The sequence below is a fragment of the Longimicrobium sp. genome, from assembly GCA_036389135.1.
In the GTDB taxonomy this organism is placed as follows: domain Bacteria; phylum Gemmatimonadota; class Gemmatimonadetes; order Longimicrobiales; family Longimicrobiaceae; genus Longimicrobium.
The window spans coordinates 35796-55314 of record DASVQP010000059.1 but is presented as its reverse complement, the minus strand read 5'-3'; the positions used below and the strand labels follow the sequence as shown (position 1 = coordinate 55314).

Here is a 19519-nt window from a genome sequence, read left to right as displayed (position 1 = left end):
TCTCCGGACAGTTTGCTCGATCCTATCTGAAGCGTCTGACACAGGGCATGAGGGGGAGATCGACCGATCACCCCCTAACCTAGTGGAGACCACAATCCTCAATCATCAGAAGCTGAATCTGCGTCACCGCGTTGTTCGAAGAGGTCCAGGCATTCAGGACTCTTGTAGACCGGCGGTGTAGCGCTCTTGTTCGATCGTCGCGAACGCCGCCGCGGGACGCGCTCCATGCGAGCCAAGTACCGCCGGGCGTCGCTTAGACGCCGCTCGCTCCAAGCTACTGCGAACTGGTACGCGGCTTCGGATTTTTGCCATTCCGAGTGATTCACTGTCTCATCCTCCCAGCAGGAGAGGTTAGTGTGCGCGAGCGCGCGAGCGATGAGGTCACTCCCACCAATGTCGTGCGCACTGAGTTCGTGTGTGAGGAGTACAAGAGCCTCCTCCCAAGCAGACCAGTATCCCCTTCTGAGCAGGACACCGACCGCTTTGTAGACGAGCGGCCCGAGCTTCGGGAAGTAGTTCTTGGATGCTGATGCGATCTGTCGCGCGGCACCGAGGATCAGCGCCTCATCCCACCCCAACGGCGCCTGCTCGGCCTCGTCCAAAACGAACGCTGCATTGATAGCGCGGCGCAAATCTTCCAAGCCATTCCAACTGGCGCTCTCTGTAGACGTCTCACGTATGATATGCGCGAGCGTCGACACATCTGGCGAGGCATCGAGCAGTCGCCGTACGAGCGGTTCTGGATCCTTACTAGAAGCGAGTAGGTACGGGAAGATGCCGACGTCAATACTTAGTGCGTCGCCCACAGGGTTCAAGCTGAGCCCTATGTGCCGGGCAGCATAGAATTCCTGATAGGAACGATGGGCGAAGGATAGCACGCCGGCTTCAAGACGGAGCAACCCTATCGATGCTGCCACTCGAAGGGCATCCTCCGCCTCAACACGGTCACGTGTGGAGGCATGGTCGCCGGCCGCGAGTGCGGCCCAGGCGGGGAGCGCGAGTTGGGCCGGCGAGATCTTCATAAGTTCGTACGCTCCCGCCTCGAGGACGGCTGTTGTACGACTCGCCGAAGGAGTTCTTCCATTCCGCTCTTCCCAGTCGAGGAGTCCGGCGAACGTCTGGTCGTAGAGGTCGAAGAGGTTACGCGATGCCGCGCGCTGCTTTGTAAGCCCGTAGAGCACGAGCGCCAAGGTGAGCGGTCGGGTGCAGACCGAAAGAAACTGGGGCCGAATCTGTTGTCGAACTTCAAAATCGCCGCGCTTGGGATTGGCCGGGCTGCCCATAGTCATCTGAATCGTCGCTGCAGCGCGTGCGACATCATCCCATACCAGCGGACCGATCGTGACCTCCGCGAAGCCGGGTGGTGGACGGGGTATGAATCGGCTGGTCAGGACTAGCCGCATGTTTGGGTGAGTCGCCACGAGTTGGTCGATCTCTGCGAGGCACGCGCGGCGGCGCTCCGGCTGGGTGATCTCGTCAACTCCGTCAAGGAGGACGATGAAGTAGCCGAGTTCGAGTGCCGTGCGTGCCTCCGCCGGGGTAATCCCGGATTCCGCCAGCCCATGGGCGTGGGTGATCAACTGTACGAGCCCGACCTCATCAGAAAACCTCCAAAGTTCGGCGATCACAGGTGTATGACGCCGGCCGTGTCCGGGGCCGATCTGACGAAGCCTGCGAGCTTGTGCCGCCGCGAAGCGGTGGAGCAGCGTGGACTTCCCACTCCCAGAGTCACCGGTCACGAGTGTGCGCCTGCTGGTACGAAAGAAGTGGTACAGCCGAAGGTGGGAGTCGGTTAGTCGGCCGGGCGGCGCCCCTGGCCCTGGTACCTCCCAGATCTCGCCCACCGCGACCTTTTTGTACAGTGCTTCAGATGATAGATTGCCCCACCGGTCGAGTTCGGGGGGGGATGCAAGCCGGAGCGGAAGGTCCGCACGCTGGAGCAGGACAAGGTGAGGTGCTGTCGGCGGTTCCTCGGCCTGTACTTCTAGCCAGACCCAGTAGCGCTCGAGTGCGTCCTGCGCCGGACGCGGACCGCGTGTATCAGCTCTGGTGGACGAAAGCAGAAGGAGTTCCTCGTAGCCGCAGTGTCCGACCTTCACCGCTGGATGCTGTAACTGCAGGAACTCTAGTTTCTCCACGGCGAATGAGGGCAGACCATTCGCGTTAAACACGAATGTCCAGCGGCGCATCCGCGCTCCCCAATGGGCGAGGGCGCCGATGAAATCGGCTTCAATCTTGGCCAAGAGGCGCGCCCGGTTGCGAAGGTTCTCGGGTGCGTAGACCTGGAATACCTCCTGTTTGGATCGCAGGTACCCATCGCACTTCCAGTCCCCCTCTCTGCCGTGTGGTTGAACAGGGACGAAGTCGTTGGGAAACGCCTGGCTCATCACTTCGCTGAAGAAGTCTTGGAACCCTTCGCGACGGCTTTCGAGGAAGCGTAGGCGGAAGTCGCGTTCGGCTTCATCCCGAGGGGGTTGGGAAAGAACATTCGAGCGTGCCATCAGATCACCAGCGGCGTTTCGGACCGGTGTGAAGCCTGCACACCGTGCGCGCAAGCGCCATTCAGTTCGCGTGTTGCAGCTTCGTGGATGGGACAAGCATCGCAGCGAGGTCTTCCGTTCGAGACGAATTCGCTACTTGCTGCGAGTAAACCCATAGAGTTCATCTCGGCCGGATTTGGGTTGTACTGCACAGCGCTACCTGCGGCCGTAGGTCTCCCCGCCCCTGCGATCATCATATGCTAGCCATCATCATAGGCGCAGTCGGCACGAATGATCAACACGTACTCACCACCCCTGCGCCACGTTCACCATGATACGGGACTGAATACGTGAGTTCCGGTGGAGGCTAGCAATCGGTTGCGTCTGCTCGACCCCGGTGCGTACGGGAAAGGTGACGCTCATATAAGGTAATCTGCGGGTCCACCTGCAACTCACAGCGCTTCGCACTGGCGGAGCCGGGTTCCACTCGCGCATGCACTGCTTCGAGGCAACCCGGACCTACGGCACTCCCTCTGGCGGTTTGCCGACGCAAACATCCGCGCCGCGGACCTCATGCTGCTCCGTCGGATAGTGACGAATCGAAAATTGTGCTCGCCGGCGCAGCATTCGGAAGTTAAGCGCGCCCTCAACGCCACTGAACGGGGGCCTATCCTGCTCCGTCTCAAAGCCGGCAGTTCGTTAAATCCACGCTGGGCTCAGGACCAACCCGAGGCGCACCCCCGGTGAGGACTCAGTGGCGAGTCAGGCTGTTCGCGTACAGGTGTAGCCATCTGATCACGCGCCAGCATTGGGCGAACACCGAGTAGGTGCGGCTGGTATTCACATCGCCCTGGCTGTGCGCCGGGTATGCTCCCGTGGAGTGCACGGTGCGACTACGAAAGATTACCGCCGATGGGTCCGTGATTCGGGTATCGGCCAGGCGGAGCACCATGCGTAATTCATGCACAATCGTCTTGAAGCAGCCCGTTCGGACCAGCACTGCGTATCCTTGTGGATCGCTTCCTACGGCGGCAGAACGGGAGGCGGGTCACGGCCTCACCGCCTCACTCAATCACCCGTTCTCGCCTAATCTGGGTTCACGAGTTATCCTGTCATCTTCTCGGCGCACACAGGTTTCGGTCTGCGCACGAACAGTTCTCCTGATCAATCGCGAATGCCCACGGCTCCCGACCGGCTGAGCGTCGAAGTTCGGCGCTTCCGTCCTTCCTTGAATGTTGGTCACCAACAAAGCATCATCGAAGTCGTCTCAGCGCTCTCCGGCGTGGCTGCGGGCGATCCGCTAGAGCCGATCGAACGTGCAATCGAGGACGCGAACCGGCGCCAGAAACTGCTGTATGGAGAAGGAATTCCATCGGAGGCCTTGCTTCCCACAGTCGCCTATGGGACCGCCCTCCGCCTGCTCCGTGACCTGATCCTGCAGGGATGGCACGCCGACGTGGACGAGGAAGGCGTGTACTTGCTTCCCCCTGAAGTTGCTGTGCCTGGGATCGATCCCTCCCGGGCAAAGACAGCGGTTCGCCACTCTTTCAACTTCGCCAGGCAGGCACAACTTGCAGACCCTGCCACGGCACGTTTCATCCGCGATATGGAGCGGCGTGGGATCAGCACCCTGTTCGAAACGGGAGCGGACCTCGCTGAGCGGCTAGAACTCGCACATCAAACGGGCAACCTCGACGACACGATCAACCCCCTCCTTCAGGAGGTGACGCCGACTGCGGTCGACGAGAACACTGGGATCCGTCTCCAAGACGTCTGGCGCTACGCGCGACACCTCTGGTCAATCCCGTATCAGAGTACGCCCGGGCGTAACATGTACTATCTGGTGCGCGACGCCGCGTCCGAAAACCAGCCTATCATCGGGATAGCGGCGCTCGGAAACGCCGTGCTCGGTCTCGCTCAGCGCGACGAGGCTCTCGGGTGGAGTGTGGCGTCTCTCCGGCGGCGGTTGGCCAAGGCGGATGCGCGTGAACGTACGGTCCTCGCACACCGGATCGTGGATACCCTTCACAGCGCCATCAATGACGTCTACCACGCGGATCTGGTGCCGGAACTCCGTCACACCGCGGAAGTGGTAGAACGGCTGCGGGAGATCGAACAGGAAGCCGCTGCTCGGCAACAACGCGCTCAGGAACGTGCGCGTGATGAACGGACTGCGGAGTACCACTTCATCCGGGACGCGCACACTGCCCTTGAAGCGGGGAAGATTGACGCAGTGGATTGGGTAGCCCTTGCCAAGACCGACCTTTACACGAAGAAGCGCGCTGGGATTCTGGCGACGCTCATCCGTGCGCTGATCGTCCTGCAGAAGTATGACGTCACTCGCAACAGTGACGCTCTGCTCCAGCTTTTGGCCCGCGACGAGGGGAAACAGGCTGCCGATGTGGCGATCCGGCAGATCAAGGTCAGGGCGATCGCAGAGAACGTGATGGAGGTGATCACCTGCGGGGCAGTAGCGCCTTACGGGGTTGTGCTTGGGGGCAAACTCGTCGCCATGTTGCTCGCCAGCCCGAAGGTTGTCTCAGATTTTCGAGCTCGGTACTCCGGGCGGGCGAGCCTTATCGCGTCCGCGATGAAAGCCGCACCCGTGTACCGGGACCCGGATCTGGTGCTGCTCACGACCTCGAGCCTGTACTCGGTTGGGAGTAGTCAATACAACCGGATCAAGATCCCAACGGACGATCCCCGAGGCGGCTGGGTTGAATACGAACAGATCGGGATGACGGACAGCTTCGGCACTGTCCATATCGCACCCGATACCGCTGAGAGCCTCCGCCAAGTGGCGACTTTGAGCACGGCGCGCCGATCGGTGAACCACCTGTTCGGTGAGGGGATCAGCCCGAAGCTGCGCACGATCCGTAACGGGATGGAGGTTTTGGGGCTCCCGTCTGACGTGTTCCTCCGGCACCATTCTCCGCGACTGCTGTTCGCCGTCAAGCTCGCTCGCAATACGGATGACGTGCTACTCGGCCTCGATGACTCGCCGGAGTATTTTCTCGAAGACGATCCATCCCGCGTAGCACCGAAAGTCGCACGTGCATGGCGCGACCGTTGGTTCAGGCCGCGTGCAACGCGCCCTGAAACCATGCAGCGGCTGCGAGAACTCGGACGTGATCCAATCCGCATCAGCCATGACGTTGAGGCGGCTGAGAACGAGGCACGGCGCAACGCCCACGTTCCTCTCCTTCTAGGGCCTCTCGCGGCCACAGGCCAGTTCGTCAACCGTGATACGCCGCTCGTCTTCATCGAAAAACTATACCGAAGTGCAAACAGCTACGCAGATCGCCTCACGCCAGAAGAACTCGACTGGATCAACGTAGACCTCGGCCTTGAGGACTACTTGGTGCACCAGGTCGGACGTGGGAAGCAGGTCATCGTCACGGGAAATCCGGGGGATGGGAAGACCCACCTGATCGAACGAGTTCGCACACGCCTTGAGCAACTCGGGGCCGTCGTGCTCACGGATGCCAACGCGCTCTCCGATTCGGAGGTTCTTCACGCTTGGCGTACATGCGCGAATGAGGGGCGGCCCTTCGTGCTCGCGATCAATGAATGGCCCCTGTTCGTACTTCGCCGGCAGGCACTCGAGATCGGCTTCCTGGCCGTGGATGAAGCGGTACGCCAAGTTCAGGAGGCGGTGCGTTACACCGGGCCTGAACCGCGCGGACCGGAGCAGGATGTGGTCGTGGTAGACCTAAATCTTCGTAATCTGCTCTCCCCTGCCGTCATCCGGCAGGCGTTGGAAAGACTCACGCAGGAGCGGTTCTACTCCGATCTTCCGGCTGACGACCCAGCACTCCGAAACCGCGCCGCGCTGCGGGAGCCGCGGGTCCAGGAGCGTCTGATCCATATGCTCGATCTCGTTGCGAAACGGACGCCGCACGTCTCGATGCGGCACCTGATGGGCTTTCTGGCCTATCTGATTACCGGAGGGCAGTCGGTGGTGGAACGTCTTGCCAGCCAGGGGTCGGGGCGATTCCACTACACAAGTCTTGCGTTTGAGGGGGGCGAGGGGCGGCTGTTCGAGCAGATCAAGGCAACCTTCGACCCTGCCCGTCTCACGCACCCCGAACATGATTTCGACCTCTGGCGTGGGACGTCAGATCCGTCAGGATGGCTTGATCCATCGAGTCCACCGGCAGCGCCGCAGCAGTTCCATCCAGATGAGCGTGAGGCAGCATACACCGCGCTGAAGCGCCGCTTCTTCTTCGAGCACGAGCGTGGGATAGACCTCCTCCTCCTGGTCCCCGCCGATGAGGTTGAGTTCGACCAGCTGGTGGAAAAGGGGGAGAGCAACAACCAGGCGATCGTCCGTGACCTGATCCTCGGACTCAACCATTTCTTTGATCCAGAGGGTGCAGAAACGGACCGCGACGATCTGGTGCTTTGGCAAAGCCACCGATTCGATGTGCGGCCACCGGATACTTTCGTCGCGCTCCATCGGATTGGGCACCGATACTTCAGGATTGAGTCAGTTCGTTACGCTGAGTGGGTTGGGGAGTGGTTGCCCGCGGACCAGCGGATGGTTCGTTCCTTTGCGCTCGTCGCGGTCGCCGACGACCCAGTGAACCGGCGCGAAGTCGCGCACCTCGTCGTCGACCGTACTCTGTACCTCACGCTCCGAGATGCGGAGCGCGGACTCAGTCGAGCGTCCTGGTCAGGGAGCGCCACGCGGAAGGTTACGCGCTTCATCGACCGCCTACACCAACTCGCGACTGATGCTTCTGCAGTTGAGGATCTCCGCGTACGGAATGTCGCCGCGGGTCTTGAACGCCGATTCGAAATCCAGCACGAGCCTCCCCGGTATCGCCTGTGACCGTCCTCTCTCCCAAGGATCTGGTCGTCCAGATCTACAATGCCGACGTTGGTTGCCAGCCGACGAATAAATCGGTGAAGCCGGTGCACATCGCGAATGGATTCGCGCGCACCCTGACCGAGCGATCGTACGAGACATCTGCACTCGCCCGGATGCTGCGGCGATGGGTCAAAAACCAGCGACTGAATGTGCTGGAAGAACGCAATCCGCACTCGGACATCATCGCTGCGTACGGTGAGGCGTTCGAGACAGCCACCGGGGCGGCGCCTGATCTCGCGGCACTGGCTGACCTCCGAACGCTGGCCCTTGGATCTTACGGTGCGGATGACGCAGCGTTCGAAGATCCTGATAAATCGTCGTATACGCTCTCGAATGAGCGATTCGTCAGCAAAGACCCCTCCGACGCGCGGGCAGGCCTGTTTCTCACCCGTCTGCTGAAGGCTGGAAATCCGGGCCAAGCAGCGACTCAGATCGTATCACTTCTACAGTCTTCGACGGATCCGTGGACCGTGCTTGCGGAGCCAATGCTCGCACTCGCGCGTCCGCGGCAGGAGCAACCGTCCCCGGAGGTCGCCCGGGCAGTGTCGCTGTCCGATTCTTTGTTCTCGACTGATGCCGGCGGTGAGCTGGAGTCTGCGGTTCGTCTGCGTCTGCGACGTGCGTTCGACCGATTGGCACACTTCGAAGAGGCCGAGCACTCGAAGCTGAGTTCTCTGCGCCGCCTCGTCCTCTTCGGCTGTTTCACCATTCATGTCCACCTGCTCTCCCGATGGTCGGAGGTGAGTCCCGGGGCACCACGCCCACCCATTCTACTCGACCTGTTCAATGGTACCCACCCGGCGATTCGGGATGCCTCCCGCGCGACGGTGCGTGCTGCTGGCGATGCAGTCGAAGGTCTGCTTCATCACCGCATCTCCGAGTACGTGCGGGAAGTATCAAAGAGACCCCAGGGTCCCCAAGCCCTCCTTGCGGACGACGTAGTACGGACACGATACGAAGCGTACCGTAGCGGCCGACCCTTCGATCTGGAGGCTATGGTCGAGACTTACCTCGACCTTGGGCTAGAAGCCGTCAAATGCCATCCCATCGAGTATCTGACCGAGTTGGGACGCCGCGCCGGCTTCATGACGCCCTGGGCCGTACAGGGGCGAGGCGGGAAGCTTCAGAAGCGCTACGGACTGAATCTAGAGTTCCTTGAGGTGCTCGTTGCCGCAACCGTGGTCCCAGATCAGCCGCTCGAGTTCAATGAGTTTCTGGACCGGCTACGCGATGACTTCGGGATTGTGGCTGGACGCCCCTCTGATGATGAGCTGATCCGCCGGAACAACCTGAATGAGGCACAGTTCGGCACCCCTATTTCGATCCGAGAAGAAGAACTCCGAATGAACGTCGCAGCATTCAGACGCGCAGTGGAAGAGATCGGCTACGCGAAGACATACGCGGATGGCCGCACCCTCGTGACGACCCGGTTGGAGGTTGCGGCGTGAGCACAGAGCGCGAGCAACTTGTCGCTGAACTGCTGACGGAGGCAATACGCGGCCATCGTGGAGGGATTGGCGTTCTGGTTCGTGACATCCCACACCTCGCCCCTGCCCCCATCGCGACAACCCTCCGTGAACTTGCGGAGGAGGGGATCTCACTCCGCCTCGCGTACCTCCTCCCCGAGGCGGAAGGAGTACTCCACGCGGCGGGGTTTGAGCGAGCCCATGTGAGCACCGAGGTCGAGCAGGCGGAGCGTTGGAGAAACGAACGCGCGCTCGATGCCCTGATCGTTGTTGTCGCGACAGGAACCGAAGACAAGATCAGTTCGCTTGAGGATTTCCGAGCCGTCGTCTCCAGTGACTTGAAGTCGCTCCTCGCACGGCGCGCGCAGGGTGGCTTCGCATCGGAAAACGAGGTCCAGGGGCGATGGTGGGCGCTGCTCGAAGAGGATCCCAGCATCTCATTTGGTCAACTCGCCGACTACTACCTCGCCTTGGTTGGATTAGACCGCTCTGAGGCCGTTACCCAGGCAAGCCGCCAGATCCACAGACTCGGACTGCTCCCCGATCCCGCATTGTTCGATTCTCCGTCGGAATCGGCGCTCAGGAAGCGGCTTCAGTTAAACAGAGAGCTAGTTCAGCGCCTGCAGTCGTTCACCGATAAGGATCGCAAGACCGCTACGAGGAATCTCACCTCTGTTCAAGACCCCACCGAGCGCGAACACCTGCATCAAGCGCTGCACCAGCTGAAGCAACTTCGCCGAGGAGGAGCGGACCTTGCCGCCCTCTCTGTCCGTGGCGCACAGTCGCTGATCGACGTGCGTAAGCCCGCGAAAAAGAAGGAGTCGAAGGACGGAGGTCCGGGCGGGGGTGAAGAGAAGGAACGTGAGGATCTGAGTACGTTTGTCGCCTCCGCCCTGCTCGACGAACCGGAAGCGCGAGAGGGGCTCGACGAAGTGGTTCAGGGTGTTACGGACCGGCTGAACCAGATCCCAGACGCTCATCTCCGCCCGGAGCCGGTGAGTGTTTCGTCGACTGCCGGAAGTGATGTCACCGCGGAAGCGCGTGGAGATGTGATCAACCTCATGGCGAAGTTGATTGGCCCTGACGCGTATGGTGCGCTGCTGGAAGGTGGCGAGGGTGACATCGATGCGATGATTCGGCAGTTCCATGCTAAGCCGCGGTTCCTCAAGCATTGGACTCGGACCGAGATCGAACCGCTACTCGCCGCCGTCGAGGAGATCGGTGAGGCGTTGGTGGTGGAACTCTTCCGGGAGTACGACAGGAAGCGAACCGAAGCACTATCGCTGAGCCGACTCCTGTGCGTCGACCCGCTCGCCGCGGCGATTGCGCCGAGCACGCGATTGAAGCTCGAGGGAGTGGTCGACAGCTACCAGGCGCTCCTGAAGGGACTGAGCAGTGCGTACCCGAAGCTCTCGGAGGAACTCGGCCCAGACGCACAGGATCTTATCTCACAGATCCTCCTGTTGGACACGGTGGTATTCCGCCGGCCGAATGACGAGTTGACGGCTGTCGTGGCTCCAACGCACCCGCTCTATCTTTGGCATTACGCTGAATACGCACGCGTGGTGGAGGAACAGAGGAACCAGCTTTCCGCTCGTGACCGGGAACTAGTGGTCGACGCAGCAAAGCGGCTCCCCTACTTCCTTACTTCGCTCTGCGTGCCGCCGATCGCGACCGGCGTCACACGTTCGCTCACGTACGTTGGACGCCTAGGCCCCTTACCGGTTTACGGACAAACGGTCCGAGATTCAACCGGCATGGACGGCGAGCAGTTGATCCGGCGGGTCCTGAGAAACTTCGTGGATGTGCACCCGACCTCACGTCAGGGCTTGCGCCTCGCGGTAATCAACGCGCCCGATCCTGGCGCGGTGCTATCCCTCTGCTGTGACCTGCAAGCGGAAGGGGTGCTCAAAGGGGCCCACATTGTGTCCGTACACCAGGCGCGCGATGGAGCACGTGCGAAGCAGGTGCACCTGAGGAGCGACGAGGAGGATCGAGTTGCGCAGCTCTTTCGCGCTGCGGCACCCTGGCGGCCGTTTACCTACCAGACCGTGTCCATCTCGCCGGACACGCTCCAACTACCAGCACACGTACAGCCGCACGTGGTGGTTGCCTTCGATCAGAGCGAGGGCACGCCAAGTCGCGTCACGCCAGCGACCCATCCGATCCAACCGCTCGCGGTGACCCACAGGCTGAACTATCGGCATCGGGTGAAGATGCTGGAGTTGACACCCGCCCCGGGAGGAATCTTCGCCGCATACAACCACGTCGTTGGGATCGTGGATACGGGGGCACAGGTTTCCTACTTCTCGATGCATCAAGAGGCGAAGCTACGCGAGAGGCTGGAAGGTGCCGCAGCGCAGGCCACCTGGTACGTGGTGGCAGACCGCAACGTAGACCGCGACCTGTCCATCGGATCGCTCCGTGTCTTCACCGGGCGTGAAGGGGGAAGGGACATCGCAGTCTTCTCGCAACGCACGGACGCATTCCGTCGAGTCCTCCGCGAGGTGGCGCGCCAGTACAATACCGTAATCTCCGACGCGGAACTGGACGATCTCCTGCACGAGTTGGCCGACCTCCTAGACGAAGGAATACTGGCGCTTCGTCCAGATGCGAGCGGACGGGTCAATCTTCAGCGCGTGAAGGGGCTGATCGGGATGCTGATCGCGGTACGTGCGTACCGGGCTCAGACCCCGGAAGGGCACGACCGCCTCGTCGTCAGCTTGGACGGAACGGAAGCACGGCGCTGGCTCCACCTCAGCGATGATCCCCATCGTGCAGATCTCGTAGGGTTCGATTTCTCCGACGACCGGTTCGCGATCAGCATCATCGAAGCCAAGGCGGTACAGGATCCAAAAGCTGAATACAAGATCCACGACAAGATCATCTCTGGACCCGCCGTAGATCAGGTGCTCAGCACACGTAGACTCCTCGCGGAAGTCTTCTCCGGGGACAGGGCGGCGGAACTGATCACGACCCCAGCTCGGCGAGAGATCCTGCGGGAGCACGCATTCCGGGAACTCACCAAGGCGATCTATACGCCTGAGCAACGGAAGACGTGGGCGGAGCGTCTCGAGCGGCTCTTCGAAGGACTTGCCGCGGCACACCTCCACTGTGAGATCATGGAGGTGTATCTCGGGCGGGATGCCGCATCACTCGGTCAGCGGAGTCTACATGCGGAGGAGGACGGTCTCGAGTTCCCTGTCCCGGTCCTGCTCACCCAACTGAATGAGAGTGGGGTTGACGCTCTCCGGCAGAGAGCCGCCCCCGTCAAACTTGAAGATGTCATTGAAGGGGAACCGCTGACATCTGCGGGGAATCCAACGGAGACAGGGCCACTCCATTCAGACGAGGAGGACCGCGCAGTCGTTTCGGTGTCGCCTGAAAACGTGACGTCCACTCCGACAGCCGCTCACCCGCCGCAGGTGGGCGCCGTGTCCCCTGCTGTGCCGTTGGCTGATCCGGTGATGTCCGCCGCTTCCACCTCACCTGAGGCTTTCCGAGCACGCGCATACCTCGGCGACACACCGGGCACATACGGGAAGCCACGCGAGGTGTGGTTCGATCCCCAGTTACCGGGTCGGAACCTGCCCAACCCTCACCTGCTGATCACCGGTGAAACGGGGAGCGGGAAGACACAGGCGACGAAAGCCATACTGCGGGACCTGATGACACAGGGACTCCCCGCGCTGATACTCGACTTCAAGGATGATTATTCGCAACCAGGGTATGCGGCCGCCGAGGGGCTGACGGTCTACGACGCAACACTCGGCGGGCTCGCCTTCGACCCAATGGTCCCACAGGTGGACCAGCAGAGCGGCCGAGTGATGCTCCTCAATCACGTGCACCAGTTCGGCGAAATCATCAAGCGCATCTACAAACTCGGTGACCAGCAAACCCACCGGTTCAGAGACGCGCTGAAGGAGCTGTACACCGGCGCCGGCCTGAGTATTCAACCTTTTGTGCCGAGCAAGGACGTAGAGTACCCAGCGTTCGACGAGTTGAAGGTCATCCTTGAACGGAGAAAAGACAATGAGCCGCTCCTCGGTAGGCTCTCACCGATCTTCGATCTGGGCCTGTTCGCGTCCAATACGGGAGGCGGCGGGTTTGCGGAGATCGCGACGCAATCAGCCGCGATCCGGTTGAGCCAGCTCCCAGGGGACGAGACGAAGAACGCGGTTGCGGAGTTCTTCCTGATGGCGTTGTACAACTACCTCGTCCGGCAACCACACCCTCATGCACTTCGGCGCGTGTTGGTGCTCGATGAAGCGTGGCGTCTGGTTCAGTCGCCGTTCCTCGAGCCGTTGATGCGTGAGGGGCGCGCGTTTGGACTAGGTGTGGTCATCGCTACGCAGTTTCCCACTGACTTGCCCAACCACGTGTCGGGCTCTACGGCGACCAAACTGTACTTTTCGCAAACGAAATCTGAGAACATCAGGGAAGTTCAGCGGTCGATTGTAGGCAAGACATCTGGGGCGGAGGCAGATCACATTTCTGCGGGAATTCGTGAACTCCCACCGCTCACCTGTTTTGTCCAGAACGGCCAGTACCAGCCGTACGCGCGCACATCGGTGAAGCCGTACTTTGAACGCGTTGCGGCGGAGGGCGCGCAGCACTGACCTGCGGCTCGCGGGCATCCGCGGGTCAGAGGCAGTTGTGATCTCGTTCAGCCCTCAGGAGTGGCACTCCAGCCATTTCTGAGGGCGACGATGCTTCTGCGACGGAGCGAAATGAAAAGGCTCTGGATACTGCTTTCGAGCATGCTGGGGCCGTTCTCTGGTTTCCGCGAGATCACCCCATAAGCAAGGGTGCTTACCAGGCAGTCTGAGAGCACCTGCAGCAGCATCCGGAGCACGGCTGCGACATCAGTAGTGCCCTTGCGAGGGTACGGAACTATCAGAACTCCACCAACTGAGCAGCGCACGTACACCGATACGCTCCACCTCGTCCTCTTGGTCCACTTCGTGCGCATCACGTACGCCCTCTGATCGCCCTGAACACGACGAGACGATGAGCGACGCACAACCAGAGCCGCTCCCTCCACCTGCCGAGCAGACGGAGGGAGTTCCCGCTCAAGAAGACGAGCCTCTCTACCGCCTTGCCTTTCTGTGTGAAGAAGATGGCAACGGAGATGGGGCGGAAGCCCTCATTCGGCAGGAGTTCGGGAAGGTCGCCAACCGTGTGGAACTGACGTTCCAGCCTCGGTACGAACGTGTACTGTTGCTGGAGATCGTGGGTACTCGGAAGCTCGTTGATTCCTGTCAACAGAAGATTGGAAAGCTGTCGGATGGACCTCGCCTTACACGCGTCGAGGACGAACTGGGTGAGACGCTTCGCGCTGAAGCGTACCCGATCCTCGGCAGGATCGAGCAGCAGTTCCGACGGTTCATCAACGAGGCGATGGTCCAAGTTCTCGGGTTTGATTGGTGGGATCGTATCGGACTGGGTAATGTCCAGGCACGGGTGAACGAGATTGCGCAGAAGAATAAAGCAAGTGTGGTGCGCCACCACCCGATCGAGTACACGGATTTTGAGCACCTCCTGCTGATCGTTACCGGGCATCTTGCGCACTGGCAAGAAGATCGTCCGGTCACAGCCGGCGAACTGCTCGATCTGCTCACCGGGAGCGCCAACCTGGACGAGGTCAAACGAACCCTCCAGGACCGGACTGAGAAGAGAAGCTTATGGGACTCCGTTTTCGCGTACTACTTCGCAGATCAAGAGCACTGGACCAATGTCAAGAAGGAACTTCTCGGTCCGGTGATCAAGTTGCGGAATGCCGTGATGCACCACCGCCCGGTTCTCTGCCATGAAGTCGAGCAGTTAGCCCGTTTCGAGGACGAGATTCTGGAGGTGCTCGCTACCAGGAAGCGCGAGGTTGCGCTGGCCGAACGCGAGGAAGTTCAGGCCGCGGCCGAATCCGTCGTTGGGTCCGTTCGCGACCGGCTCAGCAAGTGGGACGATTGGTTCGCGGCGAGCCAAGCGCAGATGAACCCAATCGACTGGGCGATCGCACGGAAGGAGATGTACCCTTCGATGATCGAGGGAGTGCGGAGGGCAGAGCACGCGGCTGCGGAGGCCGAAAAAGTATTCCCTAGCACAGGGCACGAGGCTCGCATGCAACGCTTGGATTTCGTGATTTCCAAGCTCGAACACCGGAGTTCGCCTCCGGGCGTACCAGATGACGAGGCGGAGTAGGCCGGAAGAGATCACCGTAGGATCAGCGCGTACGAATTAGGGGGGCTGTGCCACGTGGCACAGCCCCCCTGGTTCGCTGTCACATTGTCCGATTGGATATCTCAGTTGCTCAACTTCCTCACACGTCCTCGTCACTGTAGCCGGTAGCACCGTCTTCAGTCCATCCGTGCTCGATCACCACGTAGAACATCGGTTCGTCTCCGGATTCAGCGAGTTCTTTCGCCTCTTCCGGCAAATGAGTGATTAAATATTCCAACTCCCAACCTCTCCATGGGGCGGTGGCGAATACCTGTCGTATCTGTTCAAGATCCTCCTCGGTGACTCGGTCGAACGTATACGCCGGCAGGTACTCGATGGCCGCGTCGAAGGCCGCTTTCGCATTCGGTCCTGAGGCAACGACCACACCGTGGAAGTCCCCGGTCAGCACCTCCTCTGCGCCCATGCCGTAATCTGGGCCAGCAATCCAGGGTTCCACATCAAAAATGAACATTCTTCCATCCTCCAAGCGGGAGCGAGTGGAGCGATTCTGCGGGCTCCGATGGAGGCGCTAATGGGGGGCGCCAATGGGGGCGCCTGTTGCAGGAACCCGGCGCCCCATTTCCCATTTGATACGGAATCCGAGTGAATCGACCAGTTCTGTCAGTCTGGGCAGAGCGCTTCGCCGGTACTCCGCCGTAGGCCGATGTCGGGCGCGGAGCGAAGGATCTACTCTCCATGCCGAGGGGCTCGCGGCGCGCCACGGAGCCCGGCCCGGCATCGGCTCGATTCTTCAGTCGCCGCCCGGCGCGGGGGTAGGGCAGGGGGCGGTGCGGCGGCTCCTTCAGAATGACAGCGGGTGGCGATTCACCCGGATTCCGTATGAGTCTTCCACCGGCTACGCCGACCCTGGCGCATGAAACAAGTACCCCTCTGCTTCGCTCCAGCGGCTTTGTTTCTTATCAGAAGTGTGGTTGGTTTCTAACACAGACGATGGAACAAGAATCATCTTACGATCCGCCTCGGAGTAGCAGGCCAGCGCCGGAACTCGTCCGGGGTGATCGATGGATCAGGTCGAGTTCTATTGTGAGAGGATTGGAAGAGCGAGCCGCTCGGCCCACGTTCTAGCGTGCTGCTCCGATCCAGAGAACCGCTGCAGTGTTCGGCAACCTCGATCTAACAACTCCTAGCCCAACGGTTTCAGTACGAATAGCACGAGGTGTTCCCCCTCGTCGATCAACACATCGACATGGGTGCAACGCGTGGATGTGGAAACGACGAACAACCCTGCCCAATGAGCGCTACGCAAGCCGGTGCCGTAGCGCAGGGGCGGCTTCGGCAGCGGGCGGGACCTACGCTTCGTCGAGCGGATCCTCACCATCAGCTAGACGTGCCGCCAGCAGAAGGTCGGCACGCTCGACTATCTCACGCGAGCCGTCGAGACTCACCGCGCGGCTCCCCTGCGCCCCCTCTCCTGCCACCCTTCTGAGCGTTTACATGCCGGACAAAATTTTGCGCCAGTCCTCTACGAGACGCTGTTCACTCCTCAGTACCTCGTTGCACAAACGGCCGCAGCCATTCCGGGCAGTGGCTTCCTTGCACCGCATGGATCTCAACTAACTTACTCGCGAGTTCTCGTACCGCGTTATCCAAGCGAGCAGGGGGAACGGAATAGAGCAGAATGTCGATCGCTGCGCGGACTGTGTTGGGGTCTGGGAGGTCCTTAGCAGCGGCGATCTCACGCACATACCACGCGGTCAGCTTCTGGCGCGTGGAATCCCGCGGTTCAGCGCCATCAATGAAGCTGACTACCGACGAGGGGTGCAGGCCAATCGCCCTAGCGACCGGGCGTAGTCCCTCACTTCCCACTCGCCGCGACACCAGTGCGCGGAGTTGCGCGACAGGAATAGCTTCAGCAGCGGGTGACATCGCCCCCGCTGCTCCACGGGAGCGATGTCCCGTCCTGTCGGTTTCGTCGGTTTTGCTCTAGTTTACACTTGGAAGCTTAGGCGTCGCACGCGACTCCGGCAAGACGAAGGAATTAGCCTAGCACCTCCAACTACCCGCACAGAGCTTCGATTGTGAGCCTTTCCGAGGCGTTGGCCAAGACTGTGACGGACCGGGTACGTCGTGCCGATCTCTCCGCTTGGCAGAAGGCGGTCGATGTGGCTGAGTTCCAGCACTACTTGCGGACGAGCAATCAGCCGCACAGTACGCGCGATCTCGCTCGACTCCTGCAGATCCCGCAGTCTCGGGTGGCGGAGCAGCTCACGATCGCGTCCGAGCTCGGCGCGCCCGCACTCGCTCGCTACGGAGTGTCGGTAGAGGCCGTAGGCAATGCGGATCACCGAGCACTGTTACGAATCGCGAAGCTACCCCATTACCTTCGTGAGAAGCCGATCCGCGACTGCGCGAGGGGTGCAGATGCAGGTAAGGCGCGCGAGCTGACCGGCGCGGGGGCAGTCACGCGTGAGCGGCGGCGGGCAAGTGTTTTTGAGAAGCTGCGAGATGAGGGGCAGTTGCTCATCGACATCCCACGCCCGATCGTTACTCTGACCCCCTCCGAGGCGCGCTCCTATCTGGACGAGTTCCTTCCTGCTCTCGCCCACCTAGCCGAGATGGTCAAAGGATCGACGAAGTCTCACTACATAGGGTTGGCAGGGAACGGAGGAATCGTGATCTACCTCAGTCCAAGTTCGTAAGAGCCGACGGAGGTCACCTATCCCGCCGCGCTGGCACCCTGGAGACGCACTGATCACGAACAAAACAAAAACCGCCTCTTGTACTCGCAGCGGACAAAATTCCGCCGTGCCCGAAAACGTGAGCCTTACGGACAAAGCTCAATGTCGCGTGGGGTTCGCTGTTGGCAATACACCAGATATCTCCAGCACAATGCTACATCTGGATCGCACGCGACGGTAAACTCTGTCCGGCCTTGGCAACCCCCCTCTAGAGCGTAGCGCCACACTGGCGCCACTAGGTAGGAGCGGAAGACACGCCTCCGACACGACCCGAATCTCACAAGCCATTGCGAGGAGGGAATTTAAGCGAATAGTCCTGAGAACCTCGCCGGGTCGGACAGAATTCATTGTCGCCGGACAGAATTCCCGATGGCAATTTGGACAAAATCGATGTCGCACAACACAACTTCGTCACCCCCCCAGCCGCGCCACTTTGAACAGCGGCAGGTAGATCCCGAACACCAGCGTCGCGACGAGGCCGAAGACGAGGAGGATCAGGACGGGCTCGACGAGCTTGGCGGCGGTGTCTACTTCTTCGAGGACGAACTCCTCGTAGTACTGGGCGAGGAGGTCCATCTGCTCGGGGAGGGTGCCGCCCGTCTCGCCGACGTTGGTGCTGGAGAGGACCTCGGCGGGGATGGTGCGGGTGCGCTCGAGGGCCTCCTCCACGCGCATGCCGGCGCCGACGTGCGTGGCGGCGGCGCGGATGGCATCGGCCAGGTAGTGGTTGCCCAGGGTGTCCGCGGACATGCGCATGGCGGAGGAGACGCCCACGCCGCTGAAGAGCATGGTGCTGAACATCCGGCAGTACTGCGCCATCGCGCCGCCCTCGGCGAGGGGGCCGATGACGGGGAGCTTTACCAGGAAACGGTCGGTGGCGCGCTTGATCCCCTCCTGCGCGTAGAGCTGCCGCAGCCCCATCGCCACGCCCGCGAGCACCAGCAGGATGCCGGGGCCGAGCCGCGTGGCGCTGGCCGAGGCCCACAGCAGGGAGCGCGTGACGGCCGGGAGCTCGACCCCCGCGTCGTCAAAGATCTCGGCGAACTGCGGCATGATCCTGGTGAGCATGTACCACCCCACGATCCCCAGCGCGCCCAGCACGAAGAGCGGGTAGATGGCCGCCGACTTGATCTTGGCCCGCACCTGCTGCGTGCGGTGCAGCGCCGTCGCCATGCGCTTCAGCACGATGTCCAGCGATCCGGTGCGCTCGCCCACCGACACGCTCGCGATGTACGTCGGCGGGAAGACCCTGGGATGCTCCTCCATTGCATCGGCCAGGGTGCTGCCGGATTGCACACGCACGGTCACCTGGTCGACCACCCGCCGCAGCGCCTTCTGCGCGAGCCGCCGGCGCAGCACGGTGAGCGCATGCGACGGCGTCAGCCCGCTGTGCAGGAGCGAGGAGAGGCGCCGGGTGAAGAGCATCATCTGCTTCTTCGGTACCCGCGAGCTGCCGAGCTCCAGCGCGAGGAACTTTTGGAGCGCGTTCGGCGGGGCGGCGGGGGTGGCGAGGCGCGGCGAGGTCGTCGTGGGGTGGGGCATGAACCGGGACCGGTTGTAGTGAAGGACAGGGGCGGTAGTGCGGCAATGCGGTCTGACCTCGCGCCACCCGCCGATTATGTCATCCTGAGCGACGCGCCTATCCGTCCTCGCCCGTGCTCCAGACTATGGCGCGGAGCGAAGGATCTACTGCGCGTTCCGAGGGACTTGCGTGACGTGCGGACCTCTTGCCTCGCCGGCTAGATCCTTCGGTCGCCGCAGGATGCTGGGCGGGTGCCGCGAGGC

The 19519-nt window shown here is 61.4% G+C and carries 8 protein-coding genes; 5 read left to right on the top strand and 3 right to left on the bottom strand.

Features of this window, described 5'->3' with window-relative positions; translation table 11 throughout:
• Positions 1 to 98: 98 nt before the first annotated feature.
• The gene (locus VF584_14090; GenBank protein ID HEX8211300.1) at positions 99 to 2501 is read right to left on the bottom strand and encodes a hypothetical protein; all 2403 of its coding nucleotides are present in this window, start codon (positions 2499 to 2501) and stop codon (positions 99 to 101) included.
• Positions 2502 to 3654: 1153 nt separating this feature from the next.
• On the opposite strand from VF584_14090, the gene VF584_14085 reads away from it, so the two are divergent.
• From VF584_14085 to VF584_14070, 4 genes are all read left to right on the top strand, one after another.
• A complete protein-coding gene (locus VF584_14085; protein HEX8211299.1) occupies positions 3655 to 7314 on the top strand; it encodes a Druantia anti-phage system protein DruA in 3660 nt (1219 codons plus the stop codon).
• Positions 7311 to 8801, top strand: a complete 1491-nt coding sequence (locus VF584_14080) for a hypothetical protein (GenBank protein HEX8211298.1) — start codon at positions 7311 to 7313, stop codon at positions 8799 to 8801. The genes VF584_14085 and VF584_14080 overlap by 4 nt, the downstream gene beginning before the upstream one ends.
• Positions 8798 to 13438 (top strand): type IV secretion system DNA-binding domain-containing protein, encoded by a 4641-nt coding sequence (locus VF584_14075; GenBank protein ID HEX8211297.1) that lies wholly within the window; start codon positions 8798 to 8800, stop codon positions 13436 to 13438. The genes VF584_14080 and VF584_14075 overlap by 4 nt, the downstream gene beginning before the upstream one ends.
• Before the next feature lie 391 nt (positions 13439 to 13829).
• Complete coding sequence (locus VF584_14070; protein ID HEX8211296.1) at positions 13830 to 15017, top strand: hypothetical protein; 1188 nt, start codon at positions 13830 to 13832, stop codon at positions 15015 to 15017.
• A gap of 118 nt (positions 15018 to 15135) precedes the next feature.
• Here the strand turns inward: VF584_14070 and VF584_14065 are convergent, their stop codons facing one another.
• Complete coding sequence (locus VF584_14065; protein ID HEX8211295.1) at positions 15136 to 15507, bottom strand: hypothetical protein; 372 nt, start codon at positions 15505 to 15507, stop codon at positions 15136 to 15138.
• Between the two features lie 1567 nt (positions 15508 to 17074).
• Between VF584_14065 and VF584_14060 the strand changes: the two genes are divergently transcribed.
• On the top strand, positions 17075 to 17695 hold the full coding sequence (locus tag VF584_14060) for a hypothetical protein (protein ID HEX8211294.1): 621 nt from the start codon (positions 17075 to 17077) through the stop codon (positions 17693 to 17695).
• Between the two features lie 450 nt (positions 17696 to 18145).
• On the opposite strand, the gene VF584_14055 is transcribed toward VF584_14060, so the two are convergent.
• Positions 18146 to 19276: a type II secretion system F family protein gene (locus tag VF584_14055; protein HEX8211293.1), complete on the bottom strand. Its 1131-nt coding sequence runs from the start codon at positions 19274 to 19276 to the stop codon at positions 18146 to 18148.
• Between the last annotated feature and the right edge of the window lie 243 nt (positions 19277 to 19519).

What these genes read in the sequence shown, in the direction of transcription:
- VF584_14090 (HEX8211300.1), bottom strand. Translation starts at nt 2,501, where the DNA reads ATGGCACGCTCGAATGTTCTTTCCCAACCCCCTCGGGATGAAGCCGAA.
- VF584_14085 (HEX8211299.1), top strand. Translation starts at nt 3,655, where the DNA reads ATGCCCACGGCTCCCGACCGGCTGAGCGTCGAAGTTCGGCGCTTCCGT.
- VF584_14070 (HEX8211296.1), top strand. Translation starts at nt 13,830, where the DNA reads ATGAGCGACGCACAACCAGAGCCGCTCCCTCCACCTGCCGAGCAGACG.
- VF584_14065 (HEX8211295.1), bottom strand. Translation starts at nt 15,507, where the DNA reads ATGTTCATTTTTGATGTGGAACCCTGGATTGCTGGCCCAGATTACGGC.
- VF584_14055 (HEX8211293.1), bottom strand. Translation starts at nt 19,276, where the DNA reads ATGCCCCACCCCACGACGACCTCGCCGCGCCTCGCCACCCCCGCCGCC.